Consider the following 20982-nt stretch of genomic DNA (forward strand, 5'->3'; position numbering starts at 1 on the left):
AAGTAATTCTAATAAATATGATCAGGCTCACTAACCGCTTTTAATTAATTACGTTGTAAAATTACTTATTAATAACCAAAAAAGGAATATTGACATTAAAATCATGCGTTAAATAAATACTGATGTAAATTTTTATTTTTAATTACGATAATTATGGCGCTTACAATGTTTATTGCAAATAATAATATTTTACTTGTATACGTTAAATAAGTTATGTAACGTATCTTATGTGAAATATGTTTTATATTGAAACTGTAGAACAAGGAAAGTTCAAATGATGAATATAAAAAAATTATTTTTAACCTGTTTAATAATAATGTCAGCCCCTTCTCAAGCTGAAAATATATTGACACCACAAATAAAAGAAGATAATCAGTTATCTAGTCATGTATCCACTAAAAATATGAAATTTCAATTTATAGGCTATATTCCACCAAAACAAACTCTTGATTATTTTTCTTCTTTACCTAAATTTTACCAAGATGATGTAAAAATAATAAAGAAAAATAAAATAAATATTAAATATATTGATATGCATGGGATGTAGCATTGATCTGTGACTCTTATTGATATGAAGTTCTCCATATATGACACAATTAAGATTAACTTATTGAATACACTCTGATAAAAAAGTACGTTGTTTTCTTTTTAATGCAGCGCTTATAAGCGCATCCTAATACTGGTACTGTCACGACGACACCAGACATTAGTATTGCTTCGTCATATATTGGTTTTATTGCAATATTAGCTGATTTGTTTATGTAAGCGTTAACTAATAGATTATATGCAGATCATTTTGCAAATTGTTATTGGAAGCCAGTGTTTTGGTCAAGAGGCTATTGCTTCTTGACCATAGGAGGCGAAAGTTTGTAGCCTTTGGAAACCTATATCAACCTAAATAAGCTCGAGATCTATCTCCACTCAAGTCGATGATTGGAGAATTTCGCGTGGTTTTGTCAAAATAGCCAAAGTGGCTCTTGTCTCCTCCAATGTAGTATGGCTACCTACCATCCATATAGAACTGTCTTTATATAAGAGCATAGGCATGTTGCATATTTAGCTTAATGCTGATCTTTAATATTGCATTGCCTAATAGCCAAAACCAATGCAATAGAGCAAAAATTAAAGCATGAAGAATCGTAGTTTGAAAATGAGTGAATTAAAAGTTTCTCCATTAAGAAATTAGACAATGTTATTTATTAAGCTTAACTTTATCCATCACACTATTAAGTGACTTATTTTTAACTATTAGACCACATGAGCAGAAGCACAGTTAGCACCTACAATCATCTAAATAAATATAGAATCATGATAGTCATAGTATGTACTGTTCGAATTTTTAGAATTATTCGGTAAGTGGCTGATGTGAGGTGGTAAGTCAACGCATAATGTTAAATTGAAATTTTGATATTTTAGATTAATGGTTTTGTTGAAAAATCTTTTATCAGAAAACACCTTTTTATAAGTATGGTTATTCCCAAGGTCATTATTTTATAAAACTATATTAAAAATAAGTAATACCAAACATAATATATTGATTTTGTGCTGTTTTAATTTGAGAAAATTTATTTCTTATTGAATTTTTTTATATAATTTTCATTATTCACTTTTGATTTCACTAAATTATTTTAGCATTTTTATATGTGATTTTTATATGTGATTTTTATATGTGATTTTTATATGTGATTTTTATATGTGATTTTTATATGTGATTTTTTAACTTGATGGGAGGTTGAAAAATTAGTTTAACAATAAGGAGTGATGTACTTGAGTGTCGCACATAAAAAATATTTTGCGCAATATTCATCAAATTTGAATAATTTAACTATTACGCCAACATAATTGGTTTTTGTGAAAGCATGATTTTGCTGTATTCCATTGGTGAATTTTTTAGATATTATATATGCCAAGAGCAAGAATCCGCTTGCTTAATATAGTTACACAATCTAATTAAACACATAATTTAAATAAAGCGCATATTAGGAAAATATAATGAATAAGTTATCTCGCAATCTTTTAGTTACTGCTATTGCTCTTGGCACTTCTCTTTTTTCTGTTAGTTCAATGGCTGCAGTAAAAGATGGTAACCTAAATTTTAACTTTCAGGGTGTGATTCCAGCTAAAGCAGTAACACCTGCCGATTGGAGTTTTGTTACTACATCAGGTGCAACATATAACCCAACATCAATTGCGTTATCTGCAGTTTCTCAAGCTGATGGTAGCTATAATCTTGAAACATTAAGCCCTGAAGTGTTTGCGATTAAAGTAACAAGTGGTGCATTTACTGCAAGTTCTAAAATCCAAGCGACTTTATCATCAAGCTCTGTATCTGGTACTGGTTTACTTGGCGACACAAGTACACTAGCTCCTACAGTTAAGATTAATGGCGTATCTCTATCTGCAACTGCTGCTGATGTTGCAACACCTGCATCTGGTGCAACACAAGTTCCTATGACTCTAACTTCTGCATTAGTAGTTCCTGTTGCAAACGTAAACCCAACCGGTGGTAACGTTTCATCAACTACGGCGGTTATTTTCTCTGCAGACGTAACTGCATAATACAACAATCAGAAAGGTATGAGCTAACTTAACGTTAGCTCATTTTTAAATAAATGAAAAAGATATACGTAGTACTTTTATTTTTATTATTTAGCCAACAAGCTTTAGCTATCAGCGTTGATAAAATGATAGTTATCAGTAAAGGTAATAATGAAGCTTCCAATATTACAGTTTTAAACGAAGACACTTACCCAGTTTTTGTTAAGGCTGAACTCTCTGAATTAATGCCAGATGGAAAAAGCAAATCTTTTGAAAATAAGAACTTTAAACAGTGGCCCATATATTTAAATCATATGGATTTTATTATAGATCCAAAATCAAAATTTAAGGTCACAGTAAATAATCTACAAGAAATGCTTGGCAATAAAGAAACAAAAGATAGGATTCTTGGAATAAGTTTTGTCCCAGAGTCTTACAAAAAAAATGATGAATCAGAAAAAAGCTTGAATATATTAACAGGGTTTAAGGTTTGGTATATTATTCCAAATAATTTAGATAAGGTTACAGGAGATATTACTTTTAAGGAAATTGAAAATCATAAGTATTATCTATATAACAATACAAATACAGTGTTAACGTTTAACATAAATGCATGCAAGGCAATGGGGCTTTCAATTGGAAACTCGTGTAATGAGAAAATATTAATTTTAGCTGGAAAAAAGAAAGTTTTAAATTTTACAGAAGTAAAAAAAGGTGATGTTTTTATTGAAGCTCAAGATTATAGAAATAGATTCGATAAGAAATTAACAATAAAAATTAAATAGAACTTAATGGCCGAAAAATGAATAAATACACAATTGTACTATTGGCATTAAATACATCTTTAGTATATGCGGATACAACTAGCTTAGCTATAACACAGTCAAATAATAGCCTTATAGCACAAAATTATTCAAATTTAGGTTCTATTAGTCTGTTGCCATCAATGAAAGATAACAGTAATTACAAGAATATATTAAATTTTTCAAAAAAAGATATTGAATTATCTGTTGTTGGGTTAGATGGTGCAACAGATCCTCTGCCAATTTCAGCACAAGTATCATATTACTCAGTTGTAATTAATGACAGTGATAAAATCATTAAATACTTAGAGAGTAATGGCATTAAGAAAAAGGACGCTTTAGCCATATCTAAAATGCTTGCTGCAGGAATATCAACAAGTCCTGATTGCGTTGGTGAAAGAAGTATTTGTATTATTTCTAATGATAAATTAGGGTTTGTAAATGATTATTATGATAATAAATTGAGAGTTTTTATTCCAAGTTCATTCTTTGTGGCAAAAAAATACGAAGAGAAATACCTTAAGGATGAGGGATTATCAAATCTTGCGATTTCTCAATTTTACGGTAACTTTGAGAATAATAAATATAGCTCTACTACTTATTTTGCAACTATAGACAATTATGTCGGATTAGGTCCTGGGTATTTAAATTTTAATGCTTTAGTAAATCAAGAAAATTCAGAATTTAGATCTGCACAGTATGTATATAATTTTAACAAATATACATTACTGTTTGGACTAAACGACAATGTAAACGATTTATCAGATATTGCTGGTAATAGCTTTTTATCAGATAGTAAATTTTCTGGTGTTACATTTGCAAAAACTAATAATCTTTTAATAAAGGATTCAGCAAATAATTATCTGCAATTTTTCACACCATCAGAGGGCACTCTAGAAGTAAAAAAAGATGGGAAAATAATTTATCAAAAATATGTACAGTCAGGGAAGAACTTACTTTATTACTCTGAGCTGCCAGCCGGCAGTTATAATGTATCTTTGTCTGTTGTTAAAAATAATAGGGTGATTTACCAAGGAAATGATTATGTCTATAATTTAAATTATGGCGATCAAGGAAATAGTCTCTATGCAAGAATTGGTAAATTCTATTTAAATGACAAAAATTATACTGGGTTTGAATTTGGGTATTCATTTCAGGTCTATAATAATTTAAAGTTACTTTTGAATAGTTATCTTATTGACAATAATTTCTATTATACTACAGGTTTGGGTTATTCATCTAATAACTTTACTTCGTCAATCAATTATTCAAAAGGAAATGATGAAGAAAAAATAAAATTTAATATGAATTATGGTTTTTTATATCTTCAGGTTAGTAAAAATAAAAATGAAATTACTGATGATAAATATTATAAAATTACAAACCAAAATAATATTCAGGTAAATTTAAGTGCCAACTATCAGCTAACGAGTGATATTAACGCTTATTCAAGTGTCTTTTATAATAAAGATGCTAGTAATAGTGATAATAATAATAACCCAGATAACTATAACTATAATTTTGGTTTAACAAAGCGATTCTCAAACAACATCTCAGTTAATACATCCTATTTGATAAGAAATAGTGATAATTTACTAAGTCTTAATATTTCTATACCTTTGAGCGATAATTCTAGCTATTATGGTTCTATAAGTTCATCTAACAACAACGAGTATTATTCATCTTTAAATTATAATAAAAATATAGATGGCAAGATTGTAAACGTGACACCATCTGTAACATATACATCAGATAGAGATGAACCTTGGATTAAATCACTTAATGCTAGTCTTACAAATAATAATGATAGCTATAACTCTAGCTTGCGAATTGGTTCAAATAACTCAGATATTAACTACGGTGGATCATTTAGCACCACTCAGATAATTAATAACTATGGTATTGATTATACAAGTGAAAATGCATTATCCTCGATGTATATAAAGACGTCTGAAAAAGATAAGAAACTTGGTAGTTTGACTTTGATTAATAATTCAAATTCCTATAGTAGGGAGTTTGATATTAAAAATGGAAAATCAATCTATGCTCCAGCATATAGCCAAGATAAAATTAACTATAGTCTTAATAGTAATATGTATCTTTTAAATTCTACGATAGATAATCGTGCCAATGTTGATTTTATGCCAGGTAAGATGAGAACATTATCTTTACATGTTGTAGATAGTTCTTCGATAACAGTAATAAATTCAGGTAGTGATAAGATTTCATGTAAAGGCTCTGCTTGTCTTAGTAATATAAATATTCAAAATAATGTGGTTGATTTGATTGTTGAACCAAATCAATACTTCAAGATCTTTACTGGCAATAAGCTCTGCTGGGAAGGTAAATTGACAAAATATGATAAGACAGCAACTGTCTGCGGTAATTAAAATGAAAAAAATATTATTTTTTATTTCTATAATATTTAGCCATTATGGGAATGCTGCAACTAGCTTAAATGAAATAATCACTTTGAACGCAAATATTTCCAACCCTGATGAAATTTTACCTGGTGAGATAAAATCAGAAATATTAGGCGACAAATTTCAAATTTTATCGTACAACAATAAAACAACTTCGTTTGATCCAATAATATTCTCAATACGAAGTACTGCTAATCGTAAAATAGATGCTTACAGCTTTAATGTTATTTATAAAAATATGAATTGCTCACAAAACAACACTATTGTTAATGTCCCATTGAGTCTATCTGTCAATGATGTTGCGGAGGATAATAACAAAATCACATTATCTGGTTCTAAGTATTGGTATAAGGTAACTACAGGGAATACTAGCTCTGCTTATAATCAATACATTTCTGATACATTTTTGAAAATAAGATTTGGTTATGTTACTAACAGTGCTTCTAGTGATTTAGCTTGTTATGGAAACATCACAATTTTAACCTCTGTCGATTTATAAGGTTTGTTATGAAAATAATTATAGTTTTATTGTTGACTTTATATTCATCTAGTAATGTATATGCGGCTAGACCAATTACGTATAATGTCACTATCGATTATAATTCTGTAAGTAATCAGTTTGAAAATGCAAGAATTATAGGAGGAGCTAGTTCCAATATTCAGGTAAATAATGGAGCAGCACCAATTGTCATCTCTACAGCAAAGGATTCAATAACTGGCTTGACATACTCTCAAGCTGGCAGTGGTAATCAGCAAATTTCTTTAAGAAGATCTTATTCTTTATTTGATTTTTTATTATCAAATAACGAGAATGGTTTTTATCATTTAATTGTTAATAATACCTTATCGCAATCTGTTTTAGACGTCTCAAATGGAGGAGAGAGTTATTTTAATGATCGCTATTTTAATCATGGATGTTCATTAGTCTCACAGAATACCAAGTATTTACAAATTATAACCAATGGGAATAGTCCTTGTAGTGGCGATACAACTCAATATAATACGACCGTATTTGACACACTAATATCAGCTGGTCAAACAAGGATGATATACTATTTTGATGTGAATAATTCTATAAAAAAATACTTAAGTAATCCAGCAACAAAAGTAGGTAAGTATACTGGTAGTGTGACTTATAATGGAGATAGTGTTTATTCTCGTGTTGGAGGTACTTTTTCTGAATATTATATTTTTAATTTTACAATTAATAAACTTAAACTTTTGACAAGTATTAATTTCCCAAATGGTAAAATTTCTAATCTTGCAATTAAAAAAGTAGGGAGCAATTATCAGGGAAAAAGCCAATTAAATTTTAATATTGATGGTGTTTTTAATTATTCAAATAAATTTAACTTTCAATTAACATCGGCTAACGGAGTAGACAACAAGCTATCATTGAGAAATGGTAGTAACAATATTTTTTATAATGTAAGTCTAACTAATTTAACAACAGGTAAAACTGAATTATTTAAGACTAATAATGAAATACAGAATTTTGATATAGCATCAAATGATAACTTTCAGGGATTATTAGGTTTTGATTTTATAGCTCCTATTTCAAGTACACCAAATGGCAACTATTCAGATCAGCTTACAATGATTGTTTCTTTGAATATTTAACATATTATGGAATTTATTTATGTTAGATTTAGAATTAGTAAATTTAAAATCTGTTATAGCACAACAGAAAATTCAACCATATTTTCAAAATATTGTTGATAACAATCGAAATGTTGTAGGTGCTGAAATATTAGCTCGATGGGTTGAAAATAATGAATTAGTATTTTCACCTGATATTTTCATAAAAAAATTTGAAGCAAAGGGCTTGCTTGCGGAGATCACTTGTTCACTAATTGAACAGATCATTTGTTTCCTTTCTACAAGTATTTATAAACACACGGATAAATTTTATTTATCATTAAACATTACGGAAGAAGTTTTATCTGATCGCAACTTTAAAATTTATATTAGACAGTTAAATAAGTACTGCAATGTTGTTTTGGAACTAACTGAAAATAAACCAATTGTGTGCGGAAGTTGTATTAAAAAAAATATTAGAACATTAAAATCTGACAAATTGAAATTTGCGATTGATGATTATGGCATAGATTACTCATCGCTTATGTTATTGTATGATTATCAATTTGATATCTTGAAATTAGATAAAAGTTTTATTAGTATGCTTTGTACAGATTTTCTAAGTGAATCAAATTATAGAAAAAAAATAATAATAAAAAATATAGTAGATTTATGCTGCTCACTGAAGATTAAATTAATTGCTGAAGGCGTTGAAACGTTAGAGCAAGAACTTTTATTGAAAAATCTCGGAGTAAAATATTTTCAGGGTTTTTTATACTCAAGGCCTATGAGAATTGACAAGCTATTTTTAATATTAGCTTAAATTTTTTTATTTTTTGTAAAATATATTTTTATATTAATTGTATTATGCAGAAAAGGAAATTAGAAGTGAAGTGCGAGATTACAATAAATAATATAATTGAATTAGTGCCAGCATATGGTACTGATATGTATAATTTTTATATCATAGATAATGCAAGTAAACATGAATTATTATCTATTTCTTCAGAATCAGAAAATACGATTGTTTTATTTTTATCTGGAGATAAAATCCATTATAATAGTAAGGGATTTTCTAAATATGTTATTGCTCCAATGGGTAGGAATTGTACATTGGATGTAACCATAACATCAAAAAGCTATATTATTTGTTATGACCTTACAGAAGAAATATATCAAGAGTCATGCTCAGGATTGTATAATTTTATTAACCCATATGACTATATAGTGGCGCAATTATGCTCTAACTTGAAGGGTAATGATGTAATCACCATCACCGCCTTAAAACACCTTGCTTTGCTATCTTTAACACATAAAAAGACTATACCTGATTTTAATCGTATTGAAGAGTTTATATTTACTCATATTCGAAATACAGACTTGTCACTGGATTTAGTGGCTGAAAGTTTATTTATGTCTAGAAGAAAAATACAGTATATTTTAAATAAAAATAATACTACTTATGGTCATTTGGTTGATAGTATTAGGTTTCAGATTTTTTCAAGTGAGGAAGTATCTGGATTGCCTATCCAACAAATTCTTTTACTTGCTGGGGTTAGAAATATATCAACCGCAAATAGAATTTTTTTAAAAAAATCAGGGATGACTATGAGAGAGTTTCTATCTAATGAAGATAAAAAATGTTTACGAATTTATAGATAATTATTCAGGTGTTGCACTTTTAATAGAAGAAGGAGGAAATGTTGTTTATCATAATTCTATAGTGTTTGAATATCATATTATAGATAATAACAGCAATATTATAGGTGAAAATTTATCTAAGATATTTTTAGAAAAAGCTAAGAAAGAAGGGCCTTTAACACATGCCCAGGCTCTTAGGGGCATAGAAATAAGTCGATTATGTTGGCTTAATCAAGGTATTTCATTGAATTTTGAGCATTATGATAATATTTTATATACAACAATAAGAATGATTATTAAGTTTGACAAAGAATATATGATTCTATTGATAGATAAAGCAAATCAACCATCATATTGAGTAAAAAGATTTTCTGAGTTAATTTCTCATTTGAAATTATATTCATTTCGATGATTTCCGCGCGTTCTAAAAGCTTTGCGTAATTGTCGATACTTTGACCATCGCTAGATAGTTGGCACTGATATGCTTAATATTTTGCGGTTTCTCTAATTAATTATCTTCTCTTAAACATATTTCTTTTTTCTTTTGTGATCAGGTTTGAGCAGAAATTTTACAACTAGTTAAAACTCCATGTGGAATGTTCTGGTAACCGCTCAATGGCATAAATTAGAGTTATTAAAAGAATATTACTTTATGTAATAGAGAATACTAATATTTATATTGACTTTATACATAGGTACATTATTAAAATCCTCGTTAATTTTATTAACGAGGATTTTTTATATTTCTTCAATACTAAATTTAATTTTTTTAAATTTAAATAGACGATGAATAATTATCTTCACTTTGCATTGAATGATTCAGCCATTATATTTAAATATTTTTCGGCATTCTACGATGGTCAAATAGCCTCTAATTCAAGTTGTTTTTATTTGGTCTAAATATAGATTTGCTTATTCGTGTATATTGCAATTTATAAAATTGAGTAACTGTTAGAACTGTCTATTATTTATTAAGGAATGATAAAGTATATAGGTAATATTTAATAAAGAAGGGGGGTTGTATATGATTGAAACGGTTAGTTTTACGGAGTCTGATATTAAGTAAGGTTCTATATCGACAATGGAATAATTTAAAGAAAGGTTGGCAGCTCGTAAATGATAGGGAGCTTTCATGTTCTAATTGATTAATTTAATGCTTTAATAAAGCAATGCTTAGTTAAGATATCACGAGAGGAAGAGGTGAGTTAAGCTAATTTCTTTTGCGAGAGAATCTTTTAATTAAAAATAGATTTAATATAATAACTAGGGACAGCGTCATTTAATAATTCGTAATAGACTGTGAAGAGACGGATGAGATTACGGTGCACGGAACGCCATGCCTGCTGTGATATTTCTTCATCTACGGGGTCGGTAAAAACAAGAATAGTGTGTTGTTTAAGATCGAGACTCGTTAAGTTAAAGCTTATATATTCGAGACTCTGAAATAGTGCGATTTCATTATTGTTTATTTTAATGGCGTGCAGTGTTGAGTTTTTACTTTATTCATCTAACGTAGCCTTATTAAATAATATCTTACCGAAGAGGTGTGCTTGATTGTGGGAAAAATCAAATTCTGGCTCAGCAGCAGTATGTATAGTAACAGTACAATTTTTTTATCTGTTGTTGAAGATCCCACAACCAAACAATTTCCTCTTAGTTCAGTTGGTGCTTTTTATTGTAGAAATCGTATTCTATCTTGAATTTTGTTGATGAAAGATCTTTGTCGCAATAAAGGCGGTGAAAGGAATGGTTAATACAATACCAATGCTGCTAGCTAAACCGTGAATAATACTTAACGCAATAATCAGGGTATTCATAAATTGTGCGGCAGGCATTGAAAGTCCCCATACCATCATAATGGTGGTTAATGAGCTGCCAGCAAAAGCAAGAATCAAGGTATTGGTCATCGTTCCCATGATGTCTTTACCGATGTTCATTGTGGCTAGCATTAACTGTTTTGCAGACAGTTTAGGGTTGGCTTGTTGAAGTTCTTGATAGGAAGAAGCAATAGATATTGTCACATCCATTACGGCAACAAACATCAACCAACGAATTTGAATAGGTTTGTTGGCGGCAAGGTATATCACATCTTCACCTTTATCTAAGTAAATACCCGATAAATGCGCCCATTCACCAAACAGTTATGCAAAAATTCCGGCCATAATAACGCCAACGAGTGTACCTAAAATGGCGCATAAGCTCTTTTTGTTATAGCCAGAATGATGATTTTTATAGCCATTAGCACTATGGTTATAAAAGCAGGGTTGATGCCACTAAAGATGGCTGGAATTAAAATACCAATAATTAATGCTGCTGTGAAATATAACGAAATAATAGCATGTAAGCATGCCTATCAATACCGTTTCGTTCAAAAACCACAATCTTGGCATGGTTATATGTCAGGTTTATTGACGTTTTTATTAACTTTTATTGCATGAGCTTTAAATCGATTTTATTTAATTGTAAAAATAGTACGTAAACAATAGGCCCACAATAATAGTGGGCCTGAAAATAGCGATATATTTGAGTTAATTATAATGCAGGAGGTAATTGCCTTAATAACGGAAAAGCTTGTTTTTGTTTATTATGAGTGGCAATAAATCCGATCAAAGTTTGATCATTTGTGTGTGCTTTAGCGACATAACCATCATTATCTCGTTCAATTGTCCAATGAATATCAGCCGCCGTGGTTATTCCAGCTAAACTTAATGGCAACCAAGGTGTTTTAGCTTTAATTAACATTGCTGGTAATGATAATGGTGTCGGTGTTCCTGCCAATGTTTTAGCTAGTGCCATCGCGGATAACATAATCGGTTGAATAAAAGCACTAATTTTGCCATTGATTTCAGCACAATCTCCAAGTGCGTATACGTTAACTGCTGAAGTTTGCAGCATATTATCAACAATGATTCCACGATTAGTGCTTATTCCTGCTTGCCGAGCTAAATGAATTTGTGGCATTAATCCCATTGCCGCAATGACAATATCAGTATGGATATCTTCTTTTCCTGATTGTGAAACAACCAACTTGTTATCTGCAGTATTTATTTCTGTGATGGTAGTATTTAATCGAACATCGATATTTTTTTGAATCAATACTTGATGCATTTCTGCAGCAATAAATTCGGGTAGTAACGTTGGCATTATGACTGATGCTTTATCACATAGGGTGATTTGCTTACCAACCGTCGCTAAATCAATGGCGATTTCAGTGCCAATTAAACCAGCACCTAAAACGGTAATATGTTTTGCTGTACTAATTTTTGAGTGGTTACGTGTTAACTCATCAAGGCTATTTAATGTAATGATTTTATCTATAGCATTACCTTCAAAGTTAGGGACAAAGGATTTAGCACCAGTTGCAATAATCAATGAAGAATAGTGTGATTGCTGTTGATTAAAACGTACCCATTGCAATTCAGTATTAATTTCGTCAACCACAGTATCGGTTATCAATTCAATATTATATTTGGTTGAAAATTCAATAGCTGTTTGTTTTATAAGATCAATTGCTTGTTGGCCTCGACTAAACACATGGCTTAGTTCTGGCTTTGAATAATCAGCTCCTTGATCGGCTGTAATTAAGGTAATTGCAGTATTTTGATCAAGTTTTCTAAATGATTTCACCCATTGGTAAGCAGCAAAGCCACTACCAATGACAATGATTGGGTTTGACATTGTTAGCCCTCACTTTGCTTAGTTAATAGGTTCAAAGACTTCTTTACCAATACCACACTCAGGGCAAAGAAAAGTATCAGGAACATCTTGCCATAACGTACCTGGAGCGACATCTTGATTGGGCTCACCTAATGCTGGATCGTAGATCCACTGACAAACAGTGCATAACATTTTTTGAAGATCCGTTGCTTGCTCACAGCAATTTGGTGCCTCATCTTCTATTATGTCCGATTCGTCTGCACAAGGATGTTCAACTATTACAGCTGTGTTTGTTGTAACTTTTTGATGAGTTGTAGAGGTCATTTGGGTCGTGAATGGAGTATAAGTGTCATAAGGACGTTCATTCTCCGCCCACTCTTTGGCAATTTGTTTACCATGATCACGGCATTGCTGTAAGGCTTTACCATCTGGGCGCCATTTAGCTTTAAGACTAACAGTAGTAAAGAAACCTGAGTCCGTTAAGCGAGCATGAATACGATCAACGGCACCGCCGTTCCAGCCGTAACTACCAAATGCGCCGGCTTTTTTATTTTTAAAACGTAAGCCAGTGATTTCCTCAAGTAAACCAGCTACTTTAGGCATCATGACATTATTCATGGTTGATGAACCAACAAGTACTCCTTTTGAGCGAAACATATTTGCAAGAATTTCATTTTTATCGTGACGAGCAACATTGAAGATCCGTACAATGACTTGATCATCAACTTCAGTGATCCCTTGTGCTATTGCATCTGCCATCATACGAGTATTATTAGACATAGAATCATAAAAAATAGTGATGCGGTTTTCTTGGTATTGATTCGCCCATTCAAGGTATTTCTCAATAATTTGAGTGGGGTTGTCACGCCAAATGACACCATGCGACGTCGCTACCATATCTACTGGTAAATTAAAGCCTAAGACTTCGTTAATTTTGTTGGTTACTAAGGGACTAAAAGGCGTCAAAATATTTGAGTAATAACGTAGGCATTGATCGAGTAGTTCGTTCTGGTCGACTTCGTCGTTAAATAGGCGTTCATCGCAATAATGTTGACCGAAAGCATCATTACTAAATAGAACAGCATCTTCTGTCATATAAGTCATCATACTATCAGGCCAATGTAGCATTGGAGTTTCAACAAATACTAATGCTTTACCATTACCAATATCAAGAGTATCGCCAGTTTTTACCGTGTTGAAGTTCCATTCAGGGTGGTGGTGGTGACCCACAATTGAATCAATAGCGTTTTGAGTACAATAGATCGGTGTATTAGGGATACGGCTCATTAATTCAGTTAGTGCACCAGCATGATCTTCTTCTGCATGATTAATAACAATGTAATCAATATCGTTAAGGTTTATTTCTTGTTCTAAATTTTGAAGAAAAGCTAAAGTAAACTTATGATCAACAGTGTCGATCAGTACATTTTTGCCTTCACGAATTAAATAACTGTTATAGCTAGTGCCACGGGTGGTTTTATATTCTGTGCCATGAAAATCACGAACTTCCCAATCACGTTGTCCAACCCAAGTAATATTATTTTTAACATGAATAGCCATTATAAATTTCCTTAACTCGTTAAGTTGTATTTTGAATGCATGTTATACCCTGGAATAATTTGTTGCAACCTAAAAGATTCATTTTAAATGCATGTTATTGTTTATTTGTTATTTATCATGGTGTTAGTTTGTGAACCGTTAGTGCGTAACGGTTCGTTATCAGAAGCTCGTGATATGATCTGTGAATTAAAGTGGAAAGGAGGAAGTTAACTAAGGTTAAAAACGAGAGCGACAATAGTGATAAGACTAACGGCATTGAGTACCGAGTATAAAATTGTTTTAGGCATGCTAAATGAAAGGTTATTGAAATCACGTTTTGAGCCAATGACGGTAATCGTTAAAGGCAATACCACTAATAACCCAAAAATCCAGCGAATAGCATCAGTAATTGTGTATCCAATTTGAGTTTCAGCAACAATAAAACCTAGGATAGATAAAATGAGGGTTGTGAGTGAAATTGCAAAGGTTCGATTATAAGAATCCATTAATTGAGCAAAAGCTTGATATTCTTCGTCCGTAAAATCTGATTTTTTTGCCATGTTTTTTTCAATCTAATAAAATAGGTTAACTGTCTATATTATAACGGATCATTGCTGAGATAACGAAAATAAAGATCCTGACTATTGAACAGGAATTAGTATGTTTATTGCTCTTTAATATGTCATTTTTGTTATTTAATCGTGTTTTTGAGTAAAATAATCACTAAAGTGCTTTTAAAATAATCGGTTAACAGTTTTTTTGTTTACAGTTATTTATTGGTGCAGTACTATACGCGCTATGGAGAGATGGCTGAGTGGTTGAAAGCACCGGTCTTGAAAACCGGCATACGTTTATAGCGTATCTAGGGTTCAAATCCCTATCTCTCCGCCACACATTGAAAAGCCGCTGATTTATCAGCGGCTTTTTCACGTCTGTATAAAAGATATGTATAGATAACGAACTGAAGTAGGGTTTAAATCTTCACACTCTCAAATCACCTCATCTGATGAAATAACCATTTATATATGTAAATATAGACGCTCTTATTTATGGGATATCTTGATAATGACTTTTGCACAATGGGCTTTTATTGCTGATCTTTATACACCGATTATTGTCGCTGTATGTATTATTTGTATGTTGTTATCGGCACGATACCGTAAGAGTGTCGGTTTATGGCAACTTGGTGGAGTACTATTATCGACAGCTTTTATTTATATGGTTATGTTTCTCGATAACTCGTTAGGTCTTTGGCCAGCTTTCGATTTGGATTACAGCACCCATACCGCAATAGCATTAGTTTTTATAGGGTATTTTATGGTGTATACACCCAAATTAAGTGTATTAATGATCCTCTCTATGGTGGGATATGCGGCTTTAATGATGCATCAAAAATACCATACGCTAGCAGACATTATGACTACCACAATTTGTGTTATGCCGATAATATTGTTGTGCCAATATAAATTATCGGTTATCGCCAAACGTTAGCTTTTCTTGGTTATAACAACGTAATTAAGTAGCGTTAATCCTATAACAAAGCACCAAAATTGAAAGGTAGGTAATACGGGAGCAACCGATCCTATTAGTAGCCCGGAGCTTAGCGCAATAGCAACTCTTTGTTGTATTGTCATGTTGTTAATTCCTTAGTCGTTATTATTTTCTAATGATTTTGGGTTATATTTTTCATCATGACGACGAAGTTTACGTTCCTTCCACCGCCAATGAATGATGCTTAGTAATGGGAAGGTAATAACGAGAGCAATAAAACCGATTATTATTTCTTTGACTAATACGTCATTAAAACCGTTATCAGTAAATAGGACAGCACCTATAATTTTACCTATTAGCACTCCTAAAAAAGCAGGAAGACTGCGACTAACAATAAACCGAAATAGCCCTTTTTTACGCTGTTGTCGCCATGTGGATATTTCCTGATCATGATCTGACATTAATATTACCCAAAGATATAAATGTGAGTAAATTATACGCTTGAAAACAGCTACATCTTATCTAGCGATATAAAAGTGAAACACCATTCACAAAGAACTAATGTAAAGGTAATGATTGCATGGTTGTATGTGAAATAAGTGTGATAGTGAGTTATTGTTATTCAGTTTTTTAAACCCGCTGTGATGACAGCGAGTAGTAATCAATCCGAGATGTATGGCGAAAAACCATAATAATAGCAGGGTGTAACACTAGCCTAAGTCGGTCAAAACTTCCTTTTCATTAAAGTGAATGTTGATGACATCGTTAAAATGCTGATGTTCTGTAATGAACGGTATTTTAATATCAATAACTTCGGATGGACTCATTGCTAGCCATTGGCCATTAACGGTCACTTTCCAAATGGTATCTTCTAATTTGATATATATTTTGGGCTGCATCCTTTGCCTTATGCTATTTTTCTATGGAATAACGATTATGAGTAGTGAGTTGCCTTATGGTATCGAACATAAATTAATCTTCAATTGATATTTATAATAATTAATACCTTTATTGATAATTTTACCCGTAAGACATTATTAATGTATATGAAGATTGTAATTTTGTGTGTTTTTAATAAAAAAGCTAACAGCAATGACTGTTAGCTTTATATTTTCAGCTAGATGCTAGTGAAGGCTGTTAATCTTCAAAGTCAACAATAAGCTCATCTTCTAAGTAATCAATCACACATCCTAGTGCTGGAGCTGAAACAATATAAGATGTTATTTCACCAACTTCAGGTGTTGATTGATGCAATACTTCCAGCACGCTATGATCTGGGTTATAAGCGACATTAAATTCTTTGGCAATACTGCAACTGTCATTGTATTCATCAACAGACAGTTCAATTTGACCATTGTACTCACCAATATCTGTATCAAAATTATCAACCAATATTTCGATCATGGCTTCATAGTAATGTTGGTAATCCATTGATTTTACCTTCTTTTCATATAAAAGATTTGCTATCTAATACGTTAGCGATAATGGCGCTATGTTACCCTATTTCAGACTGACAAAAAGCCTTAATCTAAAATAATCAGCTATTCATTATTGCATGGTACTCAATGTTTAGTTCGAGTTGTCGGTGGAATGACGAAGAGGTTGATTATTAAATGCTATATAGCCAGTTACGCTTTTTAATGGGTTGTTACATATCTTAGAGTATTTTAATTATTTGTTACATAAGTCCATTGGTATATTTAATGGTAAGTATAATATTATATTATGGTTAAAATAAAATCGTATTGGTAATAACATTTCATTAGTGAAAACAAAACACTGAATATAAGTCGGTTGTATGGAATGCAACTATTAAGAATTACTGAGGATGAAGTATTTAGGTCTGTTGGAACAAGTGGGTATACTTAGGAAATCAAGTGAAAACAATAAATAAAATAACAGCAGCTCTATTTAGTGCGATGATCAGTGGCAGCGTATATGCTTCTGATACTAAAGTCGTTTCTTTTATCCCAGGAGAAACAATAGTTCAGAATGGAGACGTGGTTTCCTATAATGGTGAATGCTTCATTGCCAAAAACAACCCAGGCGTATGGGAGTCTCCAAATGCAAATTCATGGTTTTGGGATGTAGCTGAATGTTCAGGTGATCCAGAACCAGAGCCAGATTTAGGCGCTATTATTCCGTTTATTCCTGGCAAGACTCAGGCTAATAATGGCGATGTTGTATCATATGACGGCCAATGCTTTATTGCTCAAAATAACCCTGGTATCTGGGAAACGCCAAGTGCGGATTCATGGTTCTGGAGTTTAACTGTGTGTTCTGGCGAGCCTGAACCTGAGGTGACGGAGTTAGTTATTCTCTCTCCTATAACGGGTCAGTTGCTAAATGCTAATGAAGCGATTGCTATTAAAGCGCGTATTGATGGTGAGTTAGCATCTAAAGTAGAGTTTTGGGTTAATGACATCAAATTAGCTGAAAAAGCTATTGATCAAAGTAATACGCTTTACTCGCAAACTTGGATGCCAACTGAAGCTGGTAGTGCAGCGATTAAGGTATTTGTATTTGATAAAAATAACCAGAAAATCGAGCAAAAATCTGTCTCAGTGATGGTAGAAGCTGAAGTTAATGATGATTTTACCGCGCCAATGGTGACATTTATTACCCCAGCTAATGGGGCTACCGTTAATGAAGCAGAGTCTGTCTCTATTTCAATTAATGCATCTGATGCAGATAATGATTTAACTAAACTGGTTGTTAACGCTAATAACCAACAAATTTGTACATTTGATGCAACAGCAGTCGATGTATTTACATGTGACTGGCAACCGACTAAAACGGGTAGCGTAACATTAAGTGCTATCGCAACCGATGCGCAAAATCTTTCTTCTACAGCTAGTTTAAATATCACCATTAAAGAAGAAACTGTTGAGCCACCGGTAACACCGCCTGTTGGTGGTTTGTGTGAAGAGTTTAATGTTTACCCAGACTGGACGCGTGATGGTCATGCTGGTGGTGGTGACATTATGGTTCATAAAAACATTGCTTATTCTGCTGCTTACTGGACGCAAAGTGTGCCTGGTAGTGATGCTTCATGGGCGTTGCACTTAAATTGTGATGGTTCAGAACCGGGCACTGCGCCAGTGCTTTCGTTACCAAATCCAATGGATCCTGTTCGTCTAGAAGTTGCAGGTTGGCCGAATACGTTTGTTGTTGCTAGTCCATCTTCAGTAGCACCGACAACATTAACCATTGCAACAAGCAACAGCGTTGACTTAGCGGATATTGATAAGTTAACGATAGCATTTGTTTCAGTTATTGAGCAGGCAAACCAAGCAGGTACAGCATCTATTATTATCAGTAGTGATGTGCTTGATAACGCCACCCAAGATAAAGGCTTATCACTAGGTACGATTGCGGTTCAACAAGCATTATCTAATGCAGTTGATATCACTGGTAGCAAAATTGATATTACGGCTATTAATGCGCTAAGCAATGATGTCAAAGGATGGACGCAAGCACACAACTTGATCGTATCAACCGTTGCACCACAAGCAACTTTTGGCTGGTCGCTATCGATTGGCGAATTTGCTTTTGATACTCATTCTGGCCGTCAGTCTGTTTGGGATAAAGCGTCAAACTACAGTGCCGAGCTACTGAAAAACTTTGATCTTTACAAGGCTGATAGTGCTACAAAAGCTGATTTTATTACGTTCACAAAATCGAGCACCACAGCGGCATTATCTGCTGAACAATGGCACAACGCGCTAGAGTATGTAAAACAAGTTACTGACTACGTGAAGACTCCGGCGATGTTGGCAAATATTCCAACAGCACAAGCGGCAAATTACTTTATGGGTAATACCACTCGTGAGCAACAAATTCGTAAAGCAGCGTACAGTAACGTATTTGCGATTTTGTTTGATGAGAATAATACGGATTTAACTGGTAAAATTGAAGCTTACCAAGGTGCGAAAGTGCCACTGTATTATGTCGGTACCGAGTTAGAAAAAGGCTCGTTAACGCGCATTGATGCATTGAATCGTGAGTTAGCAAATGCTGCAACCGTGATGGATAATGAAGCTTTCCTTTACGAAACACCGCAATCACAGTGGGTTCCATCTACAGTGTATAAGTGGAATGACTTCCTTGATGGCCTTAATGCGATGCACAACATTGGTGTTGCTGGTAATAAGTTCTGGTTATTGAATGATGACGTGGATGATGCCACTAACATCATGTATGCCAAAGTCGCGATTGCTGCTTTCTTAGCGCAAAGTATGCAAGAGACTATTCGTTACAATGCGTGTGATGAGAACAATTGGTCGGAAGTGAAATACGGTGCGCCAACTGATTATCCAATGTCAGCGAGTTGTGGTCAGCTAGGTCAGAAATATGCAGATTACGGCTTTAACCCTGCTTCAGGCTTAGATTATGCTTACTCTTGTCCTCGTGATAACAAAATGGAAGTCAGTGCCCTAACACATGCATCATGGTACGGTGCACCAGCACCAGTATTTGCAGCACCTGATGCTGTGTTAGAAGAGCGCGGTTTACTTGTTAACGGCAGCGTAGGTCGTTGGACGAATAGTGGCCACTGTAACGTTGTACCCGATAAAGTCGATACCTCTAAGCAAGTGTGGGAGCGTGACGAATGTAAAACGTATGTTGGTCAGAAAGCCGGTACGTTCCTTTGGGATGGTAGTAGTCAAGAAAGTGTTGAAGGTTGTGGCTGGTGGGGACGTGGTGTTATTCAAACCACAGGTCGTCAGAACTTCGGTACCCTTAACCATTACTTAGGCCGTTCACATGTTGACCCTGCGACCATAGGTCAAACTATTGATGGCGTCACTGTTGAAGCACCACCGACGAATCCGTTATATGCTGATCTTGATTTCTGTTCAAACCCAGGCTTGATTTGTAGCTCTGAAGAGAACAAAGAAATTAAGTGGATAGCGGGCTTGTTCTACTGGGTAACATCAGTACAAGCTTATTCAAATGCTGGTGGCCCATATGAAGGTTGGAACTACTATAACGAACTGAAAAAATATGTTGATAGTGGCCTGAAAGGCACTGAATTTATTGATGATGTTTCTGGTATTGTAAACCGTGGTTGTCCTGATTCAAGCTGTTCAACAGGCGCTGTTCATAACGTTAAAGAGCGTCAAGATAACTTTAAGTTAGTGTTAGAGAAACTTGGTCTTAATCCACAATAATGGGTAAAGAATAACGTTTATTTTACTAACATCAGCCATTGAAAATTGGCGCTAAATAACAAAGCCCCCTACTTTTTGAGGTAGGGGACTTTTTTTGTAAGGCTTAAATATTATTACGCTAATTTACGTTGTAATAAC

The 20982-nt window shown here is 33.1% G+C and carries 18 protein-coding genes, 1 tRNA gene and 1 pseudogene; 13 read left to right on the forward strand and 7 right to left on the reverse strand.

Annotated elements, in window-relative coordinates; translation table 11 throughout:
- Positions 1–274 precede the first annotated feature (274 nt).
- From PPBDW_RS21030 to PPBDW_RS21070, 9 genes are all read left to right on the forward strand, one after another.
- Positions 275–547 carry a hypothetical protein gene (locus PPBDW_RS21030; protein WP_036792646.1) on the forward strand — a complete coding sequence of 91 codons (273 nt, stop codon included), beginning with the start codon at positions 275–277 and terminating at the stop codon, positions 545–547.
- Between the two features lie 1445 nt (positions 548–1992).
- Positions 1993–2559 carry a hypothetical protein gene (locus PPBDW_RS21035; protein ID WP_036792643.1) on the forward strand — a complete coding sequence of 189 codons (567 nt, stop codon included), beginning with the start codon at positions 1993–1995 and terminating at the stop codon, positions 2557–2559.
- A gap of 53 nt (positions 2560–2612) precedes the next feature.
- Complete coding sequence (locus tag PPBDW_RS21040; RefSeq protein WP_036792641.1) at positions 2613–3323, forward strand: fimbrial biogenesis chaperone; 711 nt, start codon at positions 2613–2615, stop codon at positions 3321–3323.
- A 17-nt stretch (positions 3324–3340) separates the two neighbouring features.
- Complete coding sequence (locus tag PPBDW_RS21045; RefSeq protein ID WP_036792638.1) at positions 3341–5731, forward strand: TcfC E-set like domain-containing protein; 2391 nt, start codon at positions 3341–3343, stop codon at positions 5729–5731.
- 1 nt (position 5732) lies between these two features.
- Positions 5733–6263 carry a hypothetical protein gene (locus PPBDW_RS21050; protein ID WP_156312915.1) on the forward strand — a complete coding sequence of 177 codons (531 nt, stop codon included), beginning with the start codon at positions 5733–5735 and terminating at the stop codon, positions 6261–6263.
- A gap of 8 nt (positions 6264–6271) precedes the next feature.
- Entirely contained in the window at positions 6272–7384 is a 1113-nt protein-coding gene (locus PPBDW_RS21055; RefSeq protein WP_036792634.1) for a hypothetical protein, read from the forward strand.
- 19 nt (positions 7385–7403) lie between these two features.
- Positions 7404–8165, forward strand: a complete 762-nt coding sequence (locus PPBDW_RS21060; RefSeq protein WP_036792632.1) for an EAL domain-containing protein — start codon at positions 7404–7406, stop codon at positions 8163–8165.
- Between the two features lie 65 nt (positions 8166–8230).
- Positions 8231–9004: a helix-turn-helix domain-containing protein gene (locus PPBDW_RS21065; protein ID WP_036792630.1), complete on the forward strand. Its 774-nt coding sequence runs from the start codon at positions 8231–8233 to the stop codon at positions 9002–9004.
- A complete protein-coding gene (locus PPBDW_RS21070; RefSeq protein WP_036792628.1) occupies positions 8970–9341 on the forward strand; it encodes a hypothetical protein in 372 nt (123 codons plus the stop codon). Before PPBDW_RS21065 ends, PPBDW_RS21070 begins: the two co-directional genes overlap by 35 nt.
- A gap of 1333 nt (positions 9342–10674) precedes the next feature.
- On the opposite strand, the pseudogene PPBDW_RS21075 reads toward PPBDW_RS21070, so the two are convergent.
- Positions 10675–11327, reverse strand: a pseudogene (locus PPBDW_RS21075) (YibE/F family protein); the annotation flags it as partial.
- On the opposite strand from PPBDW_RS21075, the gene PPBDW_RS21080 reads away from it, so the two are divergent.
- The gene (locus PPBDW_RS21080; RefSeq protein ID WP_156312916.1) at positions 11251–11421 is read left to right on the forward strand and encodes a hypothetical protein; all 171 of its coding nucleotides are present in this window, start codon (positions 11251–11253) and stop codon (positions 11419–11421) included. The pseudogene PPBDW_RS21075 and the gene PPBDW_RS21080 overlap by 77 nt on opposite strands.
- Before the next feature lie 94 nt (positions 11422–11515).
- Here the strand turns inward: PPBDW_RS21080 and norW are convergent, their stop codons facing one another.
- From norW to PPBDW_RS21095, 3 genes are all read right to left on the reverse strand, one after another.
- The gene (gene norW, locus PPBDW_RS21085; protein WP_036792624.1) at positions 11516–12661 is read right to left on the reverse strand and encodes an NADH:flavorubredoxin reductase NorW; all 1146 of its coding nucleotides are present in this window, start codon (positions 12659–12661) and stop codon (positions 11516–11518) included.
- Between the two features lie 18 nt (positions 12662–12679).
- Positions 12680–14200, reverse strand: a complete 1521-nt coding sequence (gene norV / locus PPBDW_RS21090) for an anaerobic nitric oxide reductase flavorubredoxin (RefSeq protein ID WP_036792621.1) — start codon at positions 14198–14200, stop codon at positions 12680–12682.
- 206 nt (positions 14201–14406) lie between these two features.
- Positions 14407–14739 (reverse strand): hypothetical protein, encoded by a 333-nt coding sequence (locus PPBDW_RS21095; protein ID WP_036792618.1) that lies wholly within the window; start codon positions 14737–14739, stop codon positions 14407–14409.
- Between the two features lie 240 nt (positions 14740–14979).
- Between PPBDW_RS21095 and PPBDW_RS21100 the strand changes: the two genes are divergently transcribed.
- A tRNA-Ser gene (locus tag PPBDW_RS21100) sits at positions 14980–15070 on the forward strand.
- A gap of 174 nt (positions 15071–15244) precedes the next feature.
- On the forward strand, positions 15245–15670 hold the full coding sequence (locus PPBDW_RS21105; protein WP_036792615.1) for a hypothetical protein: 426 nt from the start codon (positions 15245–15247) through the stop codon (positions 15668–15670).
- Positions 15671–15825: 155 nt separating this feature from the next.
- Here the strand turns inward: PPBDW_RS21105 and PPBDW_RS21110 are convergent, their stop codons facing one another.
- From PPBDW_RS21110 to PPBDW_RS21120, 3 genes are all read right to left on the reverse strand, one after another.
- Positions 15826–16131 (reverse strand): hypothetical protein, encoded by a 306-nt coding sequence (locus tag PPBDW_RS21110; RefSeq protein WP_036792612.1) that lies wholly within the window; start codon positions 16129–16131, stop codon positions 15826–15828.
- Between the two features lie 249 nt (positions 16132–16380).
- On the reverse strand, positions 16381–16569 hold the full coding sequence (locus PPBDW_RS21115; protein WP_036792609.1) for a hypothetical protein: 189 nt from the start codon (positions 16567–16569) through the stop codon (positions 16381–16383).
- 238 nt (positions 16570–16807) lie between these two features.
- Positions 16808–17101 carry a hypothetical protein gene (locus tag PPBDW_RS21120; protein ID WP_036792606.1) on the reverse strand — a complete coding sequence of 98 codons (294 nt, stop codon included), beginning with the start codon at positions 17099–17101 and terminating at the stop codon, positions 16808–16810.
- 446 nt (positions 17102–17547) lie between these two features.
- On the opposite strand from PPBDW_RS21120, the gene PPBDW_RS21125 reads away from it, so the two are divergent.
- Positions 17548–20844 (forward strand): Ig-like domain-containing protein, encoded by a 3297-nt coding sequence (locus tag PPBDW_RS21125; RefSeq protein ID WP_036792603.1) that lies wholly within the window; start codon positions 17548–17550, stop codon positions 20842–20844.
- The last annotated feature ends 138 nt before the right edge of the window (positions 20845–20982 follow it).

Origin of the sequence: Photobacterium kishitanii (genome assembly GCF_000613045.3) — a bacterium.
Classification (GTDB): domain Bacteria; phylum Pseudomonadota; class Gammaproteobacteria; order Enterobacterales; family Vibrionaceae; genus Photobacterium; species Photobacterium kishitanii.

Bases quoted from the DNA above. Each gene is read 5' to 3' on its own strand.
- PPBDW_RS21080 (WP_156312916.1), top strand. From the start codon at position 11,251: ATGCCACTAAAGATGGCTGGAATTAAAATACCAATAATTAATGCTGCT.
- norV (WP_036792621.1), bottom strand. From the start codon at position 14,200: ATGGCTATTCATGTTAAAAATAATATTACTTGGGTTGGACAACGTGAT.
- norW (WP_036792624.1), bottom strand. From the start codon at position 12,661: ATGTCAAACCCAATCATTGTCATTGGTAGTGGCTTTGCTGCTTACCAA.
- PPBDW_RS21050 (WP_156312915.1), top strand. From the start codon at position 5,733: ATGAAAAAAATATTATTTTTTATTTCTATAATATTTAGCCATTATGGG.
- PPBDW_RS21110 (WP_036792612.1), bottom strand. From the start codon at position 16,131: ATGTCAGATCATGATCAGGAAATATCCACATGGCGACAACAGCGTAAA.
- PPBDW_RS21115 (WP_036792609.1), bottom strand. From the start codon at position 16,569: ATGCAGCCCAAAATATATATCAAATTAGAAGATACCATTTGGAAAGTG.
- PPBDW_RS21070 (WP_036792628.1), top strand. From the start codon at position 8,970: ATGAAGATAAAAAATGTTTACGAATTTATAGATAATTATTCAGGTGTT.
- PPBDW_RS21030 (WP_036792646.1), top strand. From the start codon at position 275: ATGATGAATATAAAAAAATTATTTTTAACCTGTTTAATAATAATGTCA.
- PPBDW_RS21045 (WP_036792638.1), top strand. From the start codon at position 3,341: ATGAATAAATACACAATTGTACTATTGGCATTAAATACATCTTTAGTA.
- PPBDW_RS21120 (WP_036792606.1), bottom strand. From the start codon at position 17,101: ATGGATTACCAACATTACTATGAAGCCATGATCGAAATATTGGTTGAT.
- PPBDW_RS21060 (WP_036792632.1), top strand. From the start codon at position 7,404: ATGTTAGATTTAGAATTAGTAAATTTAAAATCTGTTATAGCACAACAG.
- PPBDW_RS21105 (WP_036792615.1), top strand. From the start codon at position 15,245: ATGACTTTTGCACAATGGGCTTTTATTGCTGATCTTTATACACCGATT.
- PPBDW_RS21055 (WP_036792634.1), top strand. From the start codon at position 6,272: ATGAAAATAATTATAGTTTTATTGTTGACTTTATATTCATCTAGTAAT.
- PPBDW_RS21095 (WP_036792618.1), bottom strand. From the start codon at position 14,739: ATGGCAAAAAAATCAGATTTTACGGACGAAGAATATCAAGCTTTTGCT.
- PPBDW_RS21035 (WP_036792643.1), top strand. From the start codon at position 1,993: ATGAATAAGTTATCTCGCAATCTTTTAGTTACTGCTATTGCTCTTGGC.
- PPBDW_RS21040 (WP_036792641.1), top strand. From the start codon at position 2,613: ATGAAAAAGATATACGTAGTACTTTTATTTTTATTATTTAGCCAACAA.